Annotated in this window: 13 protein-coding genes; 4 read left to right on the plus strand and 9 right to left on the minus strand. The window is 52.7% G+C overall.

Annotation, left to right across the window (positions count from 1 at the left end):
• Window positions 1-69: 69 nt before the first annotated feature.
• Complete coding sequence (locus JWG39_RS00570; RefSeq protein ID WP_205217397.1) at window positions 70-663, minus strand: LemA family protein; 594 nt, start codon at window positions 661-663, stop codon at window positions 70-72.
• 207 nt (window positions 664-870) lie between these two features.
• Here JWG39_RS00570 and arfB point away from each other — a divergent pair, with 207 nt between their 5' ends.
• Window positions 871-1,290, plus strand: a complete 420-nt coding sequence (gene arfB, locus JWG39_RS00575; protein ID WP_205217398.1) for an alternative ribosome rescue aminoacyl-tRNA hydrolase ArfB — start codon at window positions 871-873, stop codon at window positions 1,288-1,290.
• Between the two features lie 18 nt (window positions 1,291-1,308).
• Here arfB and hisA read toward each other — a convergent pair whose 3' ends face one another.
• The 5 genes from hisA to JWG39_RS00600 form a co-directional block, all read right to left on the minus strand.
• Entirely contained in the window at window positions 1,309-2,061 is a 753-nt protein-coding gene (gene hisA / locus JWG39_RS00580; RefSeq protein WP_205217399.1) for a phosphoribosylformimino-5-aminoimidazole carboxamide ribotide isomerase, read from the minus strand.
• Between the two features lie 104 nt (window positions 2,062-2,165).
• Window positions 2,166-2,849: a DEAD/DEAH box helicase family protein gene (locus JWG39_RS00585; protein ID WP_205217400.1), complete on the minus strand. Its 684-nt coding sequence runs from the start codon at window positions 2,847-2,849 to the stop codon at window positions 2,166-2,168.
• 125 nt (window positions 2,850-2,974) lie between these two features.
• Window positions 2,975-5,062 carry an elongation factor G gene (fusA, locus tag JWG39_RS00590; RefSeq protein WP_205217401.1) on the minus strand — a complete coding sequence of 696 codons (2,088 nt, stop codon included), beginning with the start codon at window positions 5,060-5,062 and terminating at the stop codon, window positions 2,975-2,977.
• Window positions 5,063-5,404: 342 nt separating this feature from the next.
• Complete coding sequence (locus JWG39_RS00595; protein ID WP_205217402.1) at window positions 5,405-5,713, minus strand: MGMT family protein; 309 nt, start codon at window positions 5,711-5,713, stop codon at window positions 5,405-5,407.
• 8 nt (window positions 5,714-5,721) lie between these two features.
• Complete coding sequence (locus tag JWG39_RS00600) at window positions 5,722-7,524, minus strand: YgiQ family radical SAM protein (RefSeq protein ID WP_205217403.1); 1,803 nt, start codon at window positions 7,522-7,524, stop codon at window positions 5,722-5,724.
• A 445-nt stretch (window positions 7,525-7,969) separates the two neighbouring features.
• On the opposite strand from JWG39_RS00600, the gene aroC reads away from it, so the two are divergent.
• The 3 genes from aroC (at window position 7,970) to JWG39_RS00615 (ending at window position 12,285) form a co-directional block, all read left to right on the plus strand.
• The gene (aroC, locus tag JWG39_RS00605; protein WP_205217404.1) at window positions 7,970-9,070 is read left to right on the plus strand and encodes a chorismate synthase; all 1,101 of its coding nucleotides are present in this window, start codon (window positions 7,970-7,972) and stop codon (window positions 9,068-9,070) included.
• 222 nt (window positions 9,071-9,292) lie between these two features.
• A complete protein-coding gene (locus JWG39_RS00610) occupies window positions 9,293-11,386 on the plus strand; it encodes a chloride channel protein (RefSeq protein ID WP_205217405.1) in 2,094 nt (697 codons plus the stop codon).
• Window positions 11,383-12,285, plus strand: a complete 903-nt coding sequence (locus JWG39_RS00615) for a DMT family transporter (protein ID WP_205217406.1) — start codon at window positions 11,383-11,385, stop codon at window positions 12,283-12,285. The genes JWG39_RS00610 and JWG39_RS00615 overlap by 4 nt, the downstream gene beginning before the upstream one ends.
• Before the next feature lie 611 nt (window positions 12,286-12,896).
• Here JWG39_RS00615 and JWG39_RS00620 read toward each other — a convergent pair.
• Genes JWG39_RS00620 through JWG39_RS00630 form a run of 3 tightly spaced genes read right to left on the minus strand, consistent with a single transcriptional unit; the run spans window position 12,897 to window position 15,341 of the window.
• The gene (locus tag JWG39_RS00620) at window positions 12,897-13,505 is read right to left on the minus strand and encodes a LysE/ArgO family amino acid transporter (RefSeq protein WP_439099696.1); all 609 of its coding nucleotides are present in this window, start codon (window positions 13,503-13,505) and stop codon (window positions 12,897-12,899) included.
• 22 nt (window positions 13,506-13,527) lie between these two features.
• Window positions 13,528-13,884 (minus strand): hypothetical protein, encoded by a 357-nt coding sequence (locus tag JWG39_RS00625; protein ID WP_205217408.1) that lies wholly within the window; start codon window positions 13,882-13,884, stop codon window positions 13,528-13,530.
• 41 nt (window positions 13,885-13,925) lie between these two features.
• The gene (locus tag JWG39_RS00630; RefSeq protein ID WP_205217409.1) at window positions 13,926-15,341 is read right to left on the minus strand and encodes an FAD-dependent oxidoreductase; all 1,416 of its coding nucleotides are present in this window, start codon (window positions 15,339-15,341) and stop codon (window positions 13,926-13,928) included.
• Between the last annotated feature and the right edge of the window lie 11 nt (window positions 15,342-15,352).

Below are 15,352 nucleotides of genomic sequence, written 5' to 3' on the forward strand. Positions count from 1 at the left end.
ATCAGGGTACCCATCAATCACACAGGTGATGAACAGTAAGGCGGTATACGTACCTTCACGAAATTCTTTTCAGAAGGAGACCTTCGGCGGTGCCTGAATCTGTTCATGATCTTCAAACTCAAGGAGCTGTGCAGGTTTGAAGTGGAACATATCACTCACCACACTGGCCGGAAAACTTTCCCGCGTAGTGTTATACATGGTAACGGCATCATTATACCCCTGACGGGCAAAGGCCACCTTGTTTTCTGTAGAGGAGATTTCCTCACTCAAAGCCATCATGCTGGTACTGGCTTTCAGTTCGGGATACGCCTCAACAACCAGGTTGAATCGGCTGAGGGCACCCTGCAACTGCGATTCCGATGTATTGAGGCGACCCATAACCTCTGCATCCTCAGGGTTTTCTCCCGCCTGCTGCAAATTCCTGACCGCCGTGTTCCGCAGATCAGTGATCTCGGTCAGTGTTTCGCGCTCATGTTTAAGATAGCCTTTTGCAACTTCGACAAGGTTGGGAATGAGATCATGGCGACGTTTGAGCTGTACCTCAATCTGGGCAAAGGCATTCTTACTGCGGTTGCGCAGGACAATGAGACGATTATAGAGACTGACAAGGAGCATGGTCAGCCCGGCAAGGATAGCAGAAATGATAATCAGGGCAAGAAACATCAACGTTCTCCTGAACACAGAATGTGGTGTAACTTTTTCATAATGGAATCTTGAATAATGAGCGATTGCGATCACATTCAAGACATAAGGGTACCCATAACAGGGAATGTACTGTAACCAGGAAAATACGTTCCTGGTTAATCGACAAAAGCCCAACAATTCGATATTATAGCAGAAATTTTTTAAAATATCACGAGGAAGAAAATCATGCCGATCATAATCAGTAACAATGTCATTCTCAATGATGACGAGGTCGAAATAAGTGCTGTTCGCGCACAGGGAGCCGGCGGACAAAACGTTAACAAAGTTGCCACGGCCGTCCATCTGCGCTTCAACATCAACGCTTCATCCCTGCCTGATTTCTACAAAGAGCGTCTCCTGGCAAAGAGTGACGGACGAATCACTGCCGATGGCGTGGTGATCATCAAGGCACGGCAGCACCGCAGTCAATTGCAGAACAGAGAGGAAGCAGTTACCCGCCTTGTTGAACTGATACAGAGTGTGGCGATTACACTCAAGAAAAGACGTCCGACCCGGCCGGGACGGGCATCGAAAGAGAAACGGCTGCGGGGAAAAAACCACCGCAGCCGGGTAAAAAAAATGCGCGGGAAGGTCCACGACGAGTAAAGAGTACCGTGAAAAAACTCACCTGGAGGAGGCAGCAACCTCACTGTAGTGCAGCCCGCTACCACCAAAGATATCAAGAGCGCTGCCAACGGTGTAGTCGAGGCGACCGCCGCCCAGCTCCTCAATAAGATGAATATCTTCCCTGCAGCTTATTCCCCCCGCGTAGGTGGCGGGAATTGGGGAGAGTCGGCCGAGGCGGGCAACCAGCTCCCGCTCTACCCCCCGGCACTTCCCTTCCACATCCACCGCATGAATAAGGAATTCGGCGCAAAATGCCGACAGCTCCTGTAATATGCTGCTGTTTACCACCACCTTTGTAAACTTCTGCCAGCGGTCGGTGACGATATAGTAATCATCAGCTTTCCGGCGACAACTGAGGTCCAGAACCAGTCGTTCCGCCCCCACCGCGTCAACAATTTTCCTGAGACTTTCCATATCAATTTCACCGTCCTTAAAGACTGCAGAGGTGACAATAACATGAGATGCCCCGGCCTCAATCCAGCTGGCGGCATTTTCAGCGTTGACACCGCCGCCGAGCTGCATTCCTCCCGGCCAGGCCGCCAGCGCCTCTTTTGCCGCAGTGTCATTCCCTGCGCCAAGCTTGATAATATGCCCTCCGGTCAAAGTATCCCGGCGGTAGAGTTCGGCAAACCAGGCTGGCGGCTTTTCGGCAACAAAGTTGGTATCGGGGATGGCAGTGTCGGTCAGTGAACCACCGACAATTTGTTTGACAACACCGTCGTGAAGATCAATACAGGGACGAAATTTCATAGCCTGTTCAGGGTTGGAGGGAAAAAAGGGGAATAATAAAAAAGGGCAGAACGTCCTTAAAGAACGCTCTGCCCCTTTCAAAGACACCATCGAAGGGCGAAAAATCAGCCCTTCTTGATCAGCATGGTGGAGGGATCCAGGTGAAGTGAGGTTCCAACCTTCACCTTGGAGGAATCGCTCTTGAGAATATCCAGAGTAATCTCTTTTTCCGCCGGGCTGATGAACAGTACGTTGTTAAAGAGGTCTTCGATTTCATTACAGGGTGCCGGAACACCGGAAGCACTCTTCCGGTCATCCTCGCGATGACTGGTGGCAGAGAACCATGCCATCTGCAGATTGCGCTCTTTGATAAAGGCAATCAACTCTTCCAGGTCAGAACGGGAACAGTTTTCGAAATCATAGTCATCAATAATCAAACAGTCCGGGCTGAAAATGTCCTGATCCACCAGGTCATTAAAACGCTCGGCAAGCAGAGCTTTGGAGAAAGAGCTCTCTTGAAAGGTCATGATCATGCGCTGCTTCATGATCCCGGGGATCTCTTCAATATCCTCGCCGTTGATGGTACGCAGCAGATCTTCATACCAGGTACGGGTCTTTTCCACACCTGCACCGATGGCAACGTGCAGTACCTTATTTCCCTGAAGCATATTGTCCAGAGCAAACTGTACCAGAATAGCAGTCTTCCCAAGACCGGCGCGGGCTATGACCAGGCCGATGGAGGGGTCTTGTGTTGAGGCGCTGATATCCAGCGCGTGCAGGGGGGCTTTCTCGTTCAATTGACTTCCCATGAGTTACCTCATTTATAATGGATAGCTCCCGCATAAGACTTCACCAGGTGGAGCAGCGGGAGACATTCTTATAGTCTACTCCCTGACACAAAAAATATCAGGAATACCGTGTTCAAGCGTTGAAATCAGCCGTTCTTACGTTCTTCTTCATATTTCTTGATCAGTTCATCTCCAACGCTTTTCGGAACCGGCTTAAAGTTGGCAAATTCCATGGTAAACTCAGCCTTACCCTGAGTAAGTGAGCGCAGATTGGTGGAATAACCAAACATTTCAGAGAGCGGGACCTCGGCCTCAATAACAGAATAACTGCCATCTTCGTTCGTCCCGATAATCATACCGCGACGCTGATTGATAGAACCCATTACAGGACCCTGAAACTCACTGGGGACTTCAACCGCAACTTTCATGATCGGCTCCATAATGGTCGGTTTTGCCTTCATGTAGCCCTCACGGAAAGCCCCTGCAGATGCGAGCTGGAAGGCAACGTCGGAAGAGTCAACGGCATGGAAGGAACCGTCATTTACCGTACAGCGGACACCGACAATCGGAGCACCACAGAGTGCACCTTTTATCATCGACTTCTGAAAACCTTTATCACAGGAGCTGATGAATTCGCGGGGAATGGAACCACCGACGATCTTGTCAACAAACTCGTAATCACCCTCTTCCATCGGCTCCATAAAACCGGCAACGCGACCGAACTGACCGGAACCACCGGTCTGTTTCTTGTGGGTGTAGTTGAAGTCAGCATGCTGGCTGATAGTTTCACGATAGGCAACCTGCGGGGCACCAACCGCAACCTCAGCCTGGTATTCACGCTTCATCCGTTCAATATAAACCTCAAGATGCAGCTCACCCATCCCGGAGATAATAGTCTCACCGGTTTCATGGTCAACGAAGGTTTTGAACGTTGGGTCTTCCTTGGTAAAACGGTTCAACGCCTTGGACATGTTGACCTGAGCCTTGTTATCCGCCGGAACAATGGCAAGCGAGATAACCGGTTCGGGGATGTGCATGGAGGTCATGGAAACGTTTATACCTTCAGTGGTGAAGGTATCACCAGAGGCACAGTCAACTCCAAACAGGGCGACGATGTCGCCAGAACCACACTCATCGATTTCTTCCATCTCATCGGAATGCATCCGGCAGAGACGACCAACACGAACCTTTTTCCCGGTACGGCTGTTAATCACGGTGTCACCCTTGTGCAGTTCACCCTGATAGGTGCGCACATAGGTCAACTGGCCATAACGTCCGTCTTCCAGTTTGAAGGCCAGCATGATAAGGGGATCTTCCGGATTATTGGTAACTGCGAACTCTTTCTCCCCATCGTTCAAGTCAAGAGCGTTGTTGGTAATATCAGTCGGGGAGGGCAGGAAAAGTTCGACAGCCTCAAGCAGCAGTTGTACACCCTTGTTTTTGTAGGCGGAACCCATCATGACAGGGGTGAATTCAAGATCAATAGTACCCCGGCGGATGGCGCTGTAGATAAGTGCGGGATCGATATTATCACTTCCCTCAAGCAGAGCTTCCATCAGCTCTTCGGAGTACATGGAGACCTCTTCGAGCAGAGCCTCACGGCGTTCAGCGGCCTCATCGGCCATCTCTGCGGGGATTTCTTCCATACGGATGTTTTCCCCGTTGTCACCATCAAAATAAACCGCCTTCATAAGAATGAGATCGACCATGCCCTGGAGGTTGGCTTCAAGGCCAATGGGCATCTGCACCAGGTGGGCGTTGAGGTCGAGTTTGTCCCGCAGCATGCCGGTAACTTTATAGGGATTTGCACCGGTACGGTCACATTTGTTGATGAAAGCAATGCGGGGAACATTATAGCGGGTCATCTGCCGATTAACAGTGATGGACTGGGACTGCACACCCGCAACGGAGTCAAGAATCAGCACCGCTCCGTCGAGAACACGCAGCGCGCGCTCCACTTCCACGGTGAAGTCAACATGGCCGGGGGTGTCAATAATATTAATGTCAATATTTTTCCAGGTACAGTGTGTGGCAGCAGACTGAATGGTAATACCGCGCTCCCGCTCGAGTTCCATGGAGTCCATTGTTGCGCCGACACCATCTTTACCACGAACCTCATGGATGGCATGAATTCTGTTAGTATAGAAAAGAATCCGCTCTGTCAGGGTCGTTTTCCCTGAATCAATATGAGCACTGATCCCGATGTTACGTACTTTGGACAAATCCTTGTTCATCTGCTAACCTCTACAACGTTATTGGCCGGTGGCTCCGACCGCGCTTTTAGAAAGAAAAAGGGGGAGTGAAAAAATGAGAAATTCCGCTCGGATTCAGGATACAGCAAAAAGATTCTCTACAGGTATCTGCTTAATATTCCGGAGAAAAACTTTCGATTGCTGCAAAGAAACTGATAGAGATATCAATTATTCAAGGTTCCCGGAAGAGCCACAGCCTCCCTGTAACTCCCACCTTACAACCAGTTATCCTCCCGCAAAAGGGGGAAAATTTACGAAAAATAATCCTGCAACATAGACGATGGTGGGGCAAATTACCAGCAAAAAAAAAGTGACAATGCCCTTTCAGCTGCCGTCCCAGCCGAAGCGGGTAAAATCAATACAGCCGCCGGCATCAAATACAATGCCTTCTTCTTCAAGAAGCTGACGCTGCCAGAGATGTTCTCCCGAACTGCGGGGGGAGACTTTTCCCTCCCTGTTCACGACACGATGCCAGGGAAGATTGTATTTCCCGGCGGAGGAAGAGAGGAGCCGGGAAACCTGCCTGGCACCCCGGGGATTTCCAGCAAGAGTGGCAATGTCGCCATAGGTGGCAACCCGCCCTGCCGGAATTTTTTGCAGCAGGCATATTGCCTGCGAAGAAAACTGCTTCATAAAAGAACTCACTCTTTTTTCTTCAGCTTCCGGTTTCTCTTTTGTTCTAAAACCCGCGCTGCGGGACCGCTCTTTCCCTGCGTTTTTTGAACATTTTTTCCCTGCCGCCGAGGAGGAAACTTCCCCGCTCTCGACCGGGCAACCAGTGCCCCCTTCTGTTTCTCTTTACGGGCAGTATCGCGCTCCACAAAGATCTTTTCACCAGTCTGAAAGTCACGCCCCGTGGCATACATCAGGGTGGACCATGTGGAGGGTGTCGGTGTGAAGATCTGCACCTGCTCTGGTGTCATTCCCAACTTTTCATGACAGAACACCCGGGTCTCCTCCATATCCCGCAGAGTACAGCCAGGATGTGCAGCGATGAAATAGTAGGTGAGGAACTGTTTTTTATCGGCCTCTTTTGAGAGACGGTCAAACTCTTTCTTAAACTTCAGAAGTTCCTCCATCTCAGGTTTCCCCATCAGTCGCAGCACTTTTTTGCTGGTATGCTCTGGAGCAAGTTTCAACTGACCGGAGACATGGTCATGACAGAGCTTCCGCATATAGCGCGTCCCGTTTTTGTGATCGGCGAAGATGAGATCCTGACGGATGCCTGAACTGACAAAAACTTTCTTCACCCCCTCTATCGCCTCAACTGCGGCCAGCAGATCAAGCTGTGCGCCGTGATCCGGCCGCAGAGAAGGGCAAACCGTCGGATAGAGGCAGCGCCGGTCGGCACAGGCACCCTTCTTCAGTTTTTTCTGGCACTCAAAACCATACATGTTGGCGGTAGGGCCACCGAGATCATGAATATATCCCTTGAAATCCGGCTGCGCCGCCATCAACTTTGCCTCCCGAACAATCGACTCTTTACTCCGACTGCTCACCGTCCGCCCCTGGTGCACCGCTATTGAGCAGAAGTTACACTCGCCATAACAGCCGTAGTGCGAGGGAATGGAAAAACGCAGGGTCTCCATTGCACGCACCTCACCCTGTTGTGCATAGAAGGGATGTACCGCCCGTTCGTAATGGAGATCATGCAGTGCATCCATCTCCTCCCGCGTTGAGGGCAGAGGTGGTACAGACAGCACCAGCCAGCGATTGCCATATTTCTGACAGAGCGGTTTGGCAGTGATGGCGTCCATATTATTATAGAAGAGCTCAAAGCTGCGGGCGTATGCCGCCATACTGTCCCGTGTCTCTTCAAAGGAAGGCAGTTCAAGTCCGCGCGGTTCATCAAGAATTCGGGCCAGCCCGCGAATCCCTTCAATCGACTCTCCGTCACGCAGAGCACAGGCAAACTCGAGAGCACTGTTGTGCCCCATACCAAAGATAAGGTAATCCGCCTTGGCATCAAGAAGAATGGAACGCCGCATTTTGCGGCTGGTGGAGTCGTAGTGGGCAATGCGCCGCAGGCTCGCCTCAATCCCGCCGAGAAGGATGGGCACCGTGTTCTTGAACCAGCGGCGAATGAGGTTGGTATATGTGATCACTGCCCGGTCGGGCCGGCGGGTGTTGTCACCGCCGGGGGTGTAATCGTCCCTTTGACGACGTTTGCCGGAAGCTGTGTAGTTGGCAACCATGGAATCCACCGCACCACCGGTCACCCCCCAAAAGAGGGTCGGCTCGCCGAGGCGGGAGATATCTGCAGAGCTGTCGATATCCGGTTGAGCAAGTATCGCCACCTTGAATCCATGCGCAGTGAGATGGTGGCCGATAAGAGCAATCCCCATAAAAGGAGAATCAATCCAGGTATCGCCGCTGACAAGAATAATATCTGGACGATCCCAGCCGAGCTCGTCCATCTCCTGCCGTGTTGTGGGAAGAAACATAAAAAATTACCTCGTAAAGGGTGCACGCTCCGAATCTTCAACAACAAATCGGGCAGTGCAGAAAATAAGGGCATCTTGCATAATCGCCCATCTTTTTTGTTCCAGTCAAAAAAATATCCCTGGAGGGAAGCGCCAGACTTCGATATCGAAGGTACAGGCGGATAAATTTTCTGCTGTGCCTCGAATATGAACGAAATACAAAATTATTCAAGGTACCTACTGTATAAGGATGAAAAAAAAGTAATCTATCCTTTTTAGAAAGACAGACAACTGGGAAAAAATCACATCTGCATTTTTTTTCGCGAACAGTTTCTGAAAGTTCACACCAGTATCCCTGCACAGACTTTTTTTTCGTCCTGCTCTACTGTATAGTTCCATATTCCCTGGAGCTTCAGGTTTCAAGGTACCCCAAAGAATCTTTCAGCAATTTTACAGGAGCAGAAATATGTCCAGCAATTTCGGAAAACTCTTTTCCATAACAACATTTGGCGAATCCCACTGCAGATCTGTGGGGGTGGTTATCGATGGCTGCCCTCCAGGGCTTGAACTCAGCGAAGATGACATCCAGCCACAACTCAATCGCCGCCGCCCGGGACAAAGCGCCCTCTCCACCGATCGCCAGGAAGCGGATCAGGTGATGATCCTCTCCGGCACCGAACACGGCAAAACCCTCGGGACACCCATTGCCCTGCGGGTCAATAACAAAGACCAGCGCCCCGGCGACTACAGCGAGATGAGCCACATTCCCCGCCCCTCCCACGCCGATTACACCTACCAGACGAAATATGGCATTCGTGCCTCATCCGGCGGCGGTCGCTCCTCCGCACGCGAAACCATCGGTTCAGTGGCAGCCGGTGCCGTGGCAGACAAGGTACTGCGGGAAAAATTTGGCATTGAGATTGTCGCCTGGGTGGAAAGCGTCGGCGATATCGTCGCAGGTGTGGATACAGTTCATTCTGGAACCATCACCCGTGACGAGGTAGACCGTACAACCATTCGCTGCCCCGATGAGAAGGCTGCCGGGCTGATGGAGAAACGAGTGGGCGAACTGAAGGACGAGGGAGATTCCATTGGCGGTGTAGTCGGCTGCGTTATCCGCGGAGTGCCGGCAGGCATCGGCGAACCGACTTTCGACAAACTCGAAGCGGAGCTGGCCCACGTCATGCTCGCCATCCCCGCCACCAAGGGCTTCGAGGTCGGCTCCGGCTTTGCCGGCACCACCCTCAAAGGCTCACAGCACAACGATCCTTTTATCCTGAAGGGGAAAAGCCTTGGTACAAAAAGCAACAACTCCGGTGGCACCCAGGGAGGAATCTCCAATGGGGAAGACATCACCCTGCGCATTGCCTTCAAGCCGCCGGCCACCATCTCCCTGCCCCAGCAGACGGTAGATTTTGACGGAAAGGCCGTCGAGCTGGCCGCCAAAGGCCGGCATGACCCCTGCGTCGTACCACGGGCCATTCCCATCGTCGAATCGATGGCAGCACTGGTTGTCCTTGACATGATCATGCAGCAGGAAGCCAGAAAAGCGCTCAGTTTCACCTGAGACAGCGATATTGATCAGCTGAGAGGCCTCGTCTGCGGGGGGCCTCTCAGCTGATCAATACACCTTGAAGGATTTTAAAAAAAGATTTAATAAAGAGAGTTCTTTCGGATTTTTCGGCAATTACGCCGAAGTATCCTCTCACTCATTCCTGCAGTTTTTGTTCGATGCGGTGTCTGGAAACAGCTTTGCCTCACAGAAACTCCACCTGCGGTATTTTTTACCATGAGTTCAAAACTCGGCTTCAGCGCCCGCTTTGAGCGCATATCACCTCCTGCGGGGCTCTTCCTTCTCGTCCTCAGTATTTTCATCGGCGCCATTACGGGACTCGCCTCTGTTCTCTTTGTCAAACTGATTTTCGCCATCCAGCGTTTCTCCTATGGCGGCATCCACGACCATTTCGCCTTCATCGGCAACTGGGTTTATCTTATTGTTCCCATCATAGGCGGTCTGCTCGTTGGTCCATTGATTCTCTTCGCCTCCGAGGCCAAAGGCCACGGTGTTCCTGAGGTAATGACGGCACTCATCATGCGCGGCGGGCGTATCCGCGGCCGCGTTGCGGCGGCCAAGATTCTGGCATCCTCCCTCTGCATCGGCACAGGCGGTTCCGCAGGCCGTGAAGGCCCGATTATTCAGGTGGGTTCTGCCTTTGGTTCCTCCATCGGCCAGCTGCTGAAACTCTCCGATGAACGAATCCGCAACCTTGTCGCCTGCGGGGCCGCTGCGGGGGTCGCCGCCACGTTCAACGCTCCCATCGCCGGGGTAATCTTCTCCGTAGAAGTTTTGATGAGCGGCCTGGAGTTGCGCAACTTCGGCAACGTGGTCATCTCTGCGGTCACCGCCTCGGTCGTCAGCCGCAGCATCATCGGCAGTCAGTCCGCCTTTGATGTGCCTGAATATGCCATGAACTCCATGCCGGAGATCTTTCTCTACCTTGTCCTCGGTCTGGTGGCAGCGCTGGTCGGAGTGATGTTCATCAAGATGCTTGACTTCAGTGAAAACATCTTCGATAACTGGAAATTTCCCCAGATCTTCAAACCGGCCATCGGCAGCGTACTGCTCGGGGGTCTTGGTTATATGTACATGCAGCTTCCCGGCCTGCAGTTTCCCCATCCGGGACCACACACCGGCTATCTCAACGTTCCCATCCCGCAGATGTACGGCGCGGGCTTCGCGGGAATTGAGCAGGCAATCAGCGGCGGCACTCTGTTGTGGATTCTCTGCGCGATGGTGATTCTCAAACCGATCGCCACATCCATGACCCTCGGCTCCGGGAATTCCGGTGGCGTATTCGCCCCCTCACTTTTCACCGGTGCCATGCTCGGCGGTGTGCTCGGTCACCTCTTCAGCAACTGGTTTCCCGAGATGAATCTGCAGGTCGGGCCCTTTGCCCTGGTTGGCATGGCCGCCCTCTTTTCCGCCACCGCCCACGCCCCGCTGACAGCCATGCTCATCGTCTTTGAGATGAGTGGCGATTACGGCCTGATTCTCCCCCTGATGGTTGCCGGGGTTTCGGCGAGTTACTTCTCCCAGTGGCTGCATCAGGAGTCGATCTATACCATCAAACTGGCCAAACGCGGTATCCGTTTCTATGAGGGCCGTGACATGGATATTATGCAGGGGGTAAAGGTGAGCGAGGTCATGCGTACCCATCCCGTCACCATCAGCAAAGATGCGAGTTTCTCCGAACTGATGGGCCTCTTCCAGGAAACTTCTCTGCGCAGCTTTCCGGTAATGGATGACGAGAGCCGACTGTGGGGCATTATCACCCTCGGCGATGTGCGCATTGCCCAGGACCATGCAGATTTCAATCCGCGCGGACTCACCGTTGCCGACCTCGCGAAAAAGGATATTGCGGTCATGTTCCCCGATGAGCCGATCTGGGTTGCCATTCAGAAGATGTCCCCCCGTGACCTTGCCCGTCTGCCGGTTGTCGAGCGCGGCAACGGTGATCGCCTTTGCGGGATTATCAGCCGCTCCGACATCCTCCGCGCCTACGACGTGGGTGTCGTACGCAGGCAGCGCGGAGAACTCACTGAGAGTCAGGCGACACTGCGCAAGCAGAAAGAAGCTGGATATATGGAGTTTGTACTGAGAGAAGAGGACAACTGCAACATGGCGAAGATCAAAGATATCACTATTCCCGACACGGTGAGTCTGGTCTCAATCCGCCGGGGTGAACAGCTGGTCATTCCGCGCAGCGAGACACAGCTGCAGGCCGGTGATGTCATCACTGTATATGGCAGGCTCAGTGATATTGACGAGGTAAAAAATGTCATGAATGCCTGCATGTTTCCGAAGACGGTTGAGACGAAATGACAGTACGCCTTTTCCTCTTGCTCGTTTTTACCATGCTGCTCTGGGCCGGGACCTTTATCAGCGCGCGTCTCCTCGCCGGAGAAGCGACGCCGTCGGTCTCAGCCTTTCTGCGCTTTACCATCGCCTCCCTGTCACTGATCGGCATTATCCTTATCAGCGGAAAGAGTCTCTCCCTGCCCCCGAAAAAAGCGTGGTTTCCCCTCATTATCCTTGGAGCAACCGGTGTCTTTGCCTACAATATCTGCTTCTTCAACGGCCTGCGTTATATCAACGCCGGGCACGCCTCGCTCTTTATAGCTTCCACCCCGCTGGTAATTATCTTCATCACCATCCTCACCGGCATGGAAAAGGCCTCACTGCGCAAAATTATCGGGGTACTTATCTCCCTCCTTGGCACGGTGCTCGTCATTACCAACGGGCATCCCCTCACCTTCCCCGGCAGCGGCAGTTTCGGTATGGGCGAAATATTCCTCCTCGGCTGCGTGGCCAGCTGGAGCGCCTTCACCCTTGCCGGGCGGCTGGTTCTGCGTCATCTCTCCCCACTGCACACCATCTGCTGGACATCAATCGTCGGCTCCGCCATGCTCTTTCCCCTCGCCTGCCGGGACGGTCTTCTCACCAGCCTGCCAACTCTTCCCTGGCAGGTGTGGGCAAATGTTGTCTATCTCGGTGTCTTCGGCACCGCCGTGGGTTTTTCGCTCTACTATCAGGGCATCGAAACCGCCGGTGCGAGCCGCGCCGGAATCTTCATCAATCTTGTTCCCGTCTTCTCCGTCCTGCTCTCCTGGATGCTGCTCGGAGAGGCCGTCCATCTCGTAGTCCTTTTCGGTGGAGTACTGGTACTCAGCGGAGTAAGTCTGGCCAGCTTCCCATCGCAGCAGGCGGAACCGCTCGACTGAACGCCCTCTCCGGGACTCCACCTTCAGATATCTTTTTTTGGCGATGACGAATGAGTAATAATTCGTGTTTATCCGTGTCCATTCGTGGTTCCTTCTGTAGTTTGTAACCACGAATAGGCACGAATTTTCACGAACAGGGGCAACGCAAACGTTTGTATTCGAAGTTAAGCCGTACAATGCACCAGGAGTATTAATCAACTTTGGGACTCATCCGAAAGTCGGGGTTGAGCGTTTTACGTTCTCATATTCCGTGCTTTCCGTGTCTTCCGTGGTTTACCAGGAGCATGAGAACATACCGAATTCAACCACAAGGGCATTTTCTTATGGTTTTTTCAGTAATAATTCGTGTTTATTCGTGTCCATTCGTGGTTCCTTTTGTCGTTTGTAACCATGAATGGATAAACAGGATACAAAACGGGGTATAACGCATGGAATAAAACTGGTAGCAATTCTCTGTTTAATTTTTTTTGCCTTTATTCGAATGTTTAGAGCTTTCCTTTGGCAAAAAGTTTTTCGCTGTTCCGTCTTTTGCTTTTTCCTGTCTCCTGTCTCCCGTCTCCTGTCTCCCGTCTCCCGTCTCCCGTCTCCCGTCTCCCGTCTCCCGTCTCCCGTCAGTTCTTCAGGAGACTAAAGGCAATCCACCACATAACGCAACCGATAATGAAGTCAAGAACCCGCCACGACACCGGCCTGCGAAAGAGCGGGGCCAGCAGACGGGCACCGTAGCCAAGGGTAAAGAAAAAAATGAAGGAGGCACTCATTGCGCCAAGAGCAAAAGCCCCCTGATGCTGTGGCCAGCGGGTGGAGATGGAGCCAATCAGCACCACCGTATCAAGGTAGACATGGGGATTGAACCAGGTGAATGCCAGGCAGGTGAGCAACGCTGAAGTAAGGGTGCCGCGACTCTCAGCCCCCTCCCCCAGAGCCTCATCACTCTTCCATGCGCTGTAGAAACTGCGCGCGCCGTAGAAAAACAGAAAGAGAAATCCCGCCCAGCGTGCCAGCGGTATAAAAAAGCTGATTTTTGAGGAGATAAAGCCAAAACCGAACACACCGACGCTGATAAGAATGGCATCAGAAAGTGCGCAAAACAGGCAGAGAGGGAAAACATACTCCCGTTTCAATCCCTGCTTGAGGATAAAGGCATTTTGTGCACCAATGGCAAGAATAAGGCTGAGTGCAAGGGTGAAACCGGCTATAGCTGCATGCATATAAAAAATTCCAGTGAACAACACAGTTTTATCAGAAAGAGGTTCCCACAGAAATGGTCAGGGATGAGAAGATAATAAACTTCACCAGCTGCAACCCTGCGGCAAGCAGCAGGTGTCGTCCCCGTCCGGTGGAAAGATAGAAGATACAGGTCAGTTCACCAAAGAGTAATCCTGTTCCCCGCGTCACCCGCACCACTCCAAGCCAGAGATACGGCAGGACCAGAATCGCCCTGCCGATCTCCCTTCCCACGGCACCGAAGGAACCCCACGAATGGATCAAACTGTGATCCGTAAGCATGGAACCAAGGATGCTGCCAAGAAGAGTCGCACACAGCAAAGTGAAAAAGGCGATGACCAGACGAGAGATAAGGGGCTGTTTCAATTTCATGACGTCACCATAAAAATATCACTCGTCACAGAACCCGCCACTTAAACCTCGAGATAATGCAGAATGCCCTTCGCCGCTGCCCGTCCACCGGCGATAGCGGTTACAACCAGGTCAGAACCACTCACCGCATCCCCTGCGGCAAAGACCTTTTCGTTCGCAGTCTGACCGGCGAACGTCGCCGTCACCGGAGCCACAATCCGCCTGCAGTCATCCAGCGTAACCCCGTTCTCCACAAGAAAAGCGGGTGGGCTGGGCCGAAAACCAAAGGCCATTATCACTGCGTCTGCCGGTAAGGTCTTTTCACTTCCAGCCACCGGCTCTGGTCTCCGACGGCCGCGCTCATCCGGCTCACCAAGTTCCGTTGAAATAACCTCCACACCGTTTACCCGGCCATCCGCCCCGAGAGTAATTCCAAGCGGCTGCAGATTCCACAGAAATTCAACGCCCTCATCCTCGGCATTGCCCACTTCTTTTACTGAACCAGGCATATTAGTCCGATCACGACGGTAGGCACAACTCACCTTTTTCGCTCCCTGGCGAATGGAAGTGCGCAAACAGTCCATGGCGGTATCCCCGCCGCCAAGCACGACAACCTGCTGTCCTTCCATATTGATCCAGGGGAAACGGTCGCGTCTGCCACCCATAAGGTGATCAATATTGCCTATCAGAAAGTCGAGGGCATTATACACCCCGTCGGCATCCTCATTTTTCAGCCTCGCGGACATCGGGGTATAGGTTCCCACCCCGACAAAGACCGCATCATACTCATTGAGCAGCTCCTCAAAGGGTTTATCGACACCAATCTCCACACCGAGCTCAAACCCGATGCCCATCTCAACAAAGATTTCCTGCCGCAGCTCCATCACCTTCTTATCCAGCTTGAAAGAAGGTATGCCAAAGGTGAGCAGACCTCCAATCTCGGGATGGATATCAAAGACGGTCGGCGCCACGCCGTTACGCACCAGCACATCGGCACAGCCCAGTCCCGCAGGACCGGCCCCGATTATTGCCACCTTTTTGCCAGTGGGCTTCACCTTGCTCAAATCCGGCCGCCAGCCCATGGCGAAGGCCGTATCAACGATATATTTTTCGTTGCTGCCGATGGTCACCGCACCGTAATCATCGTGCAGTGTGCAGGCCCCTTCACAAAGCCGGTCCTGCGGGCAGACCCGACCGCACACCTCGGGCAGAGAATTTGTCTGATGACACAACTCCGCCGCCTCGACAATACGACCTGCTGTCAACAGTTTTTGCCAGTCCGGGATGTAGTTGTGCAGCGGACAGCGCCACTCGCAGTACGGAAGGCCGCAGTCAAGACAGCGTTCTGCCTGGTTACGTGCCTGGAGTTCCTGAAAGGGCTTATAAATCTCAACAAATTCGTGTCGGCGCCTTTCAATGCGCTTTTTTTGCGGTTCAACCCGCTCTACTTCGAGAAATTGAAAAACATTATGCTTCATAATAAAGTCTC

Origin of the sequence: Desulforhopalus vacuolatus (genome assembly GCF_016918505.1) — a bacterium.
Classification (GTDB): domain Bacteria; phylum Desulfobacterota; class Desulfobulbia; order Desulfobulbales; family Desulfocapsaceae; genus Desulforhopalus; species Desulforhopalus vacuolatus.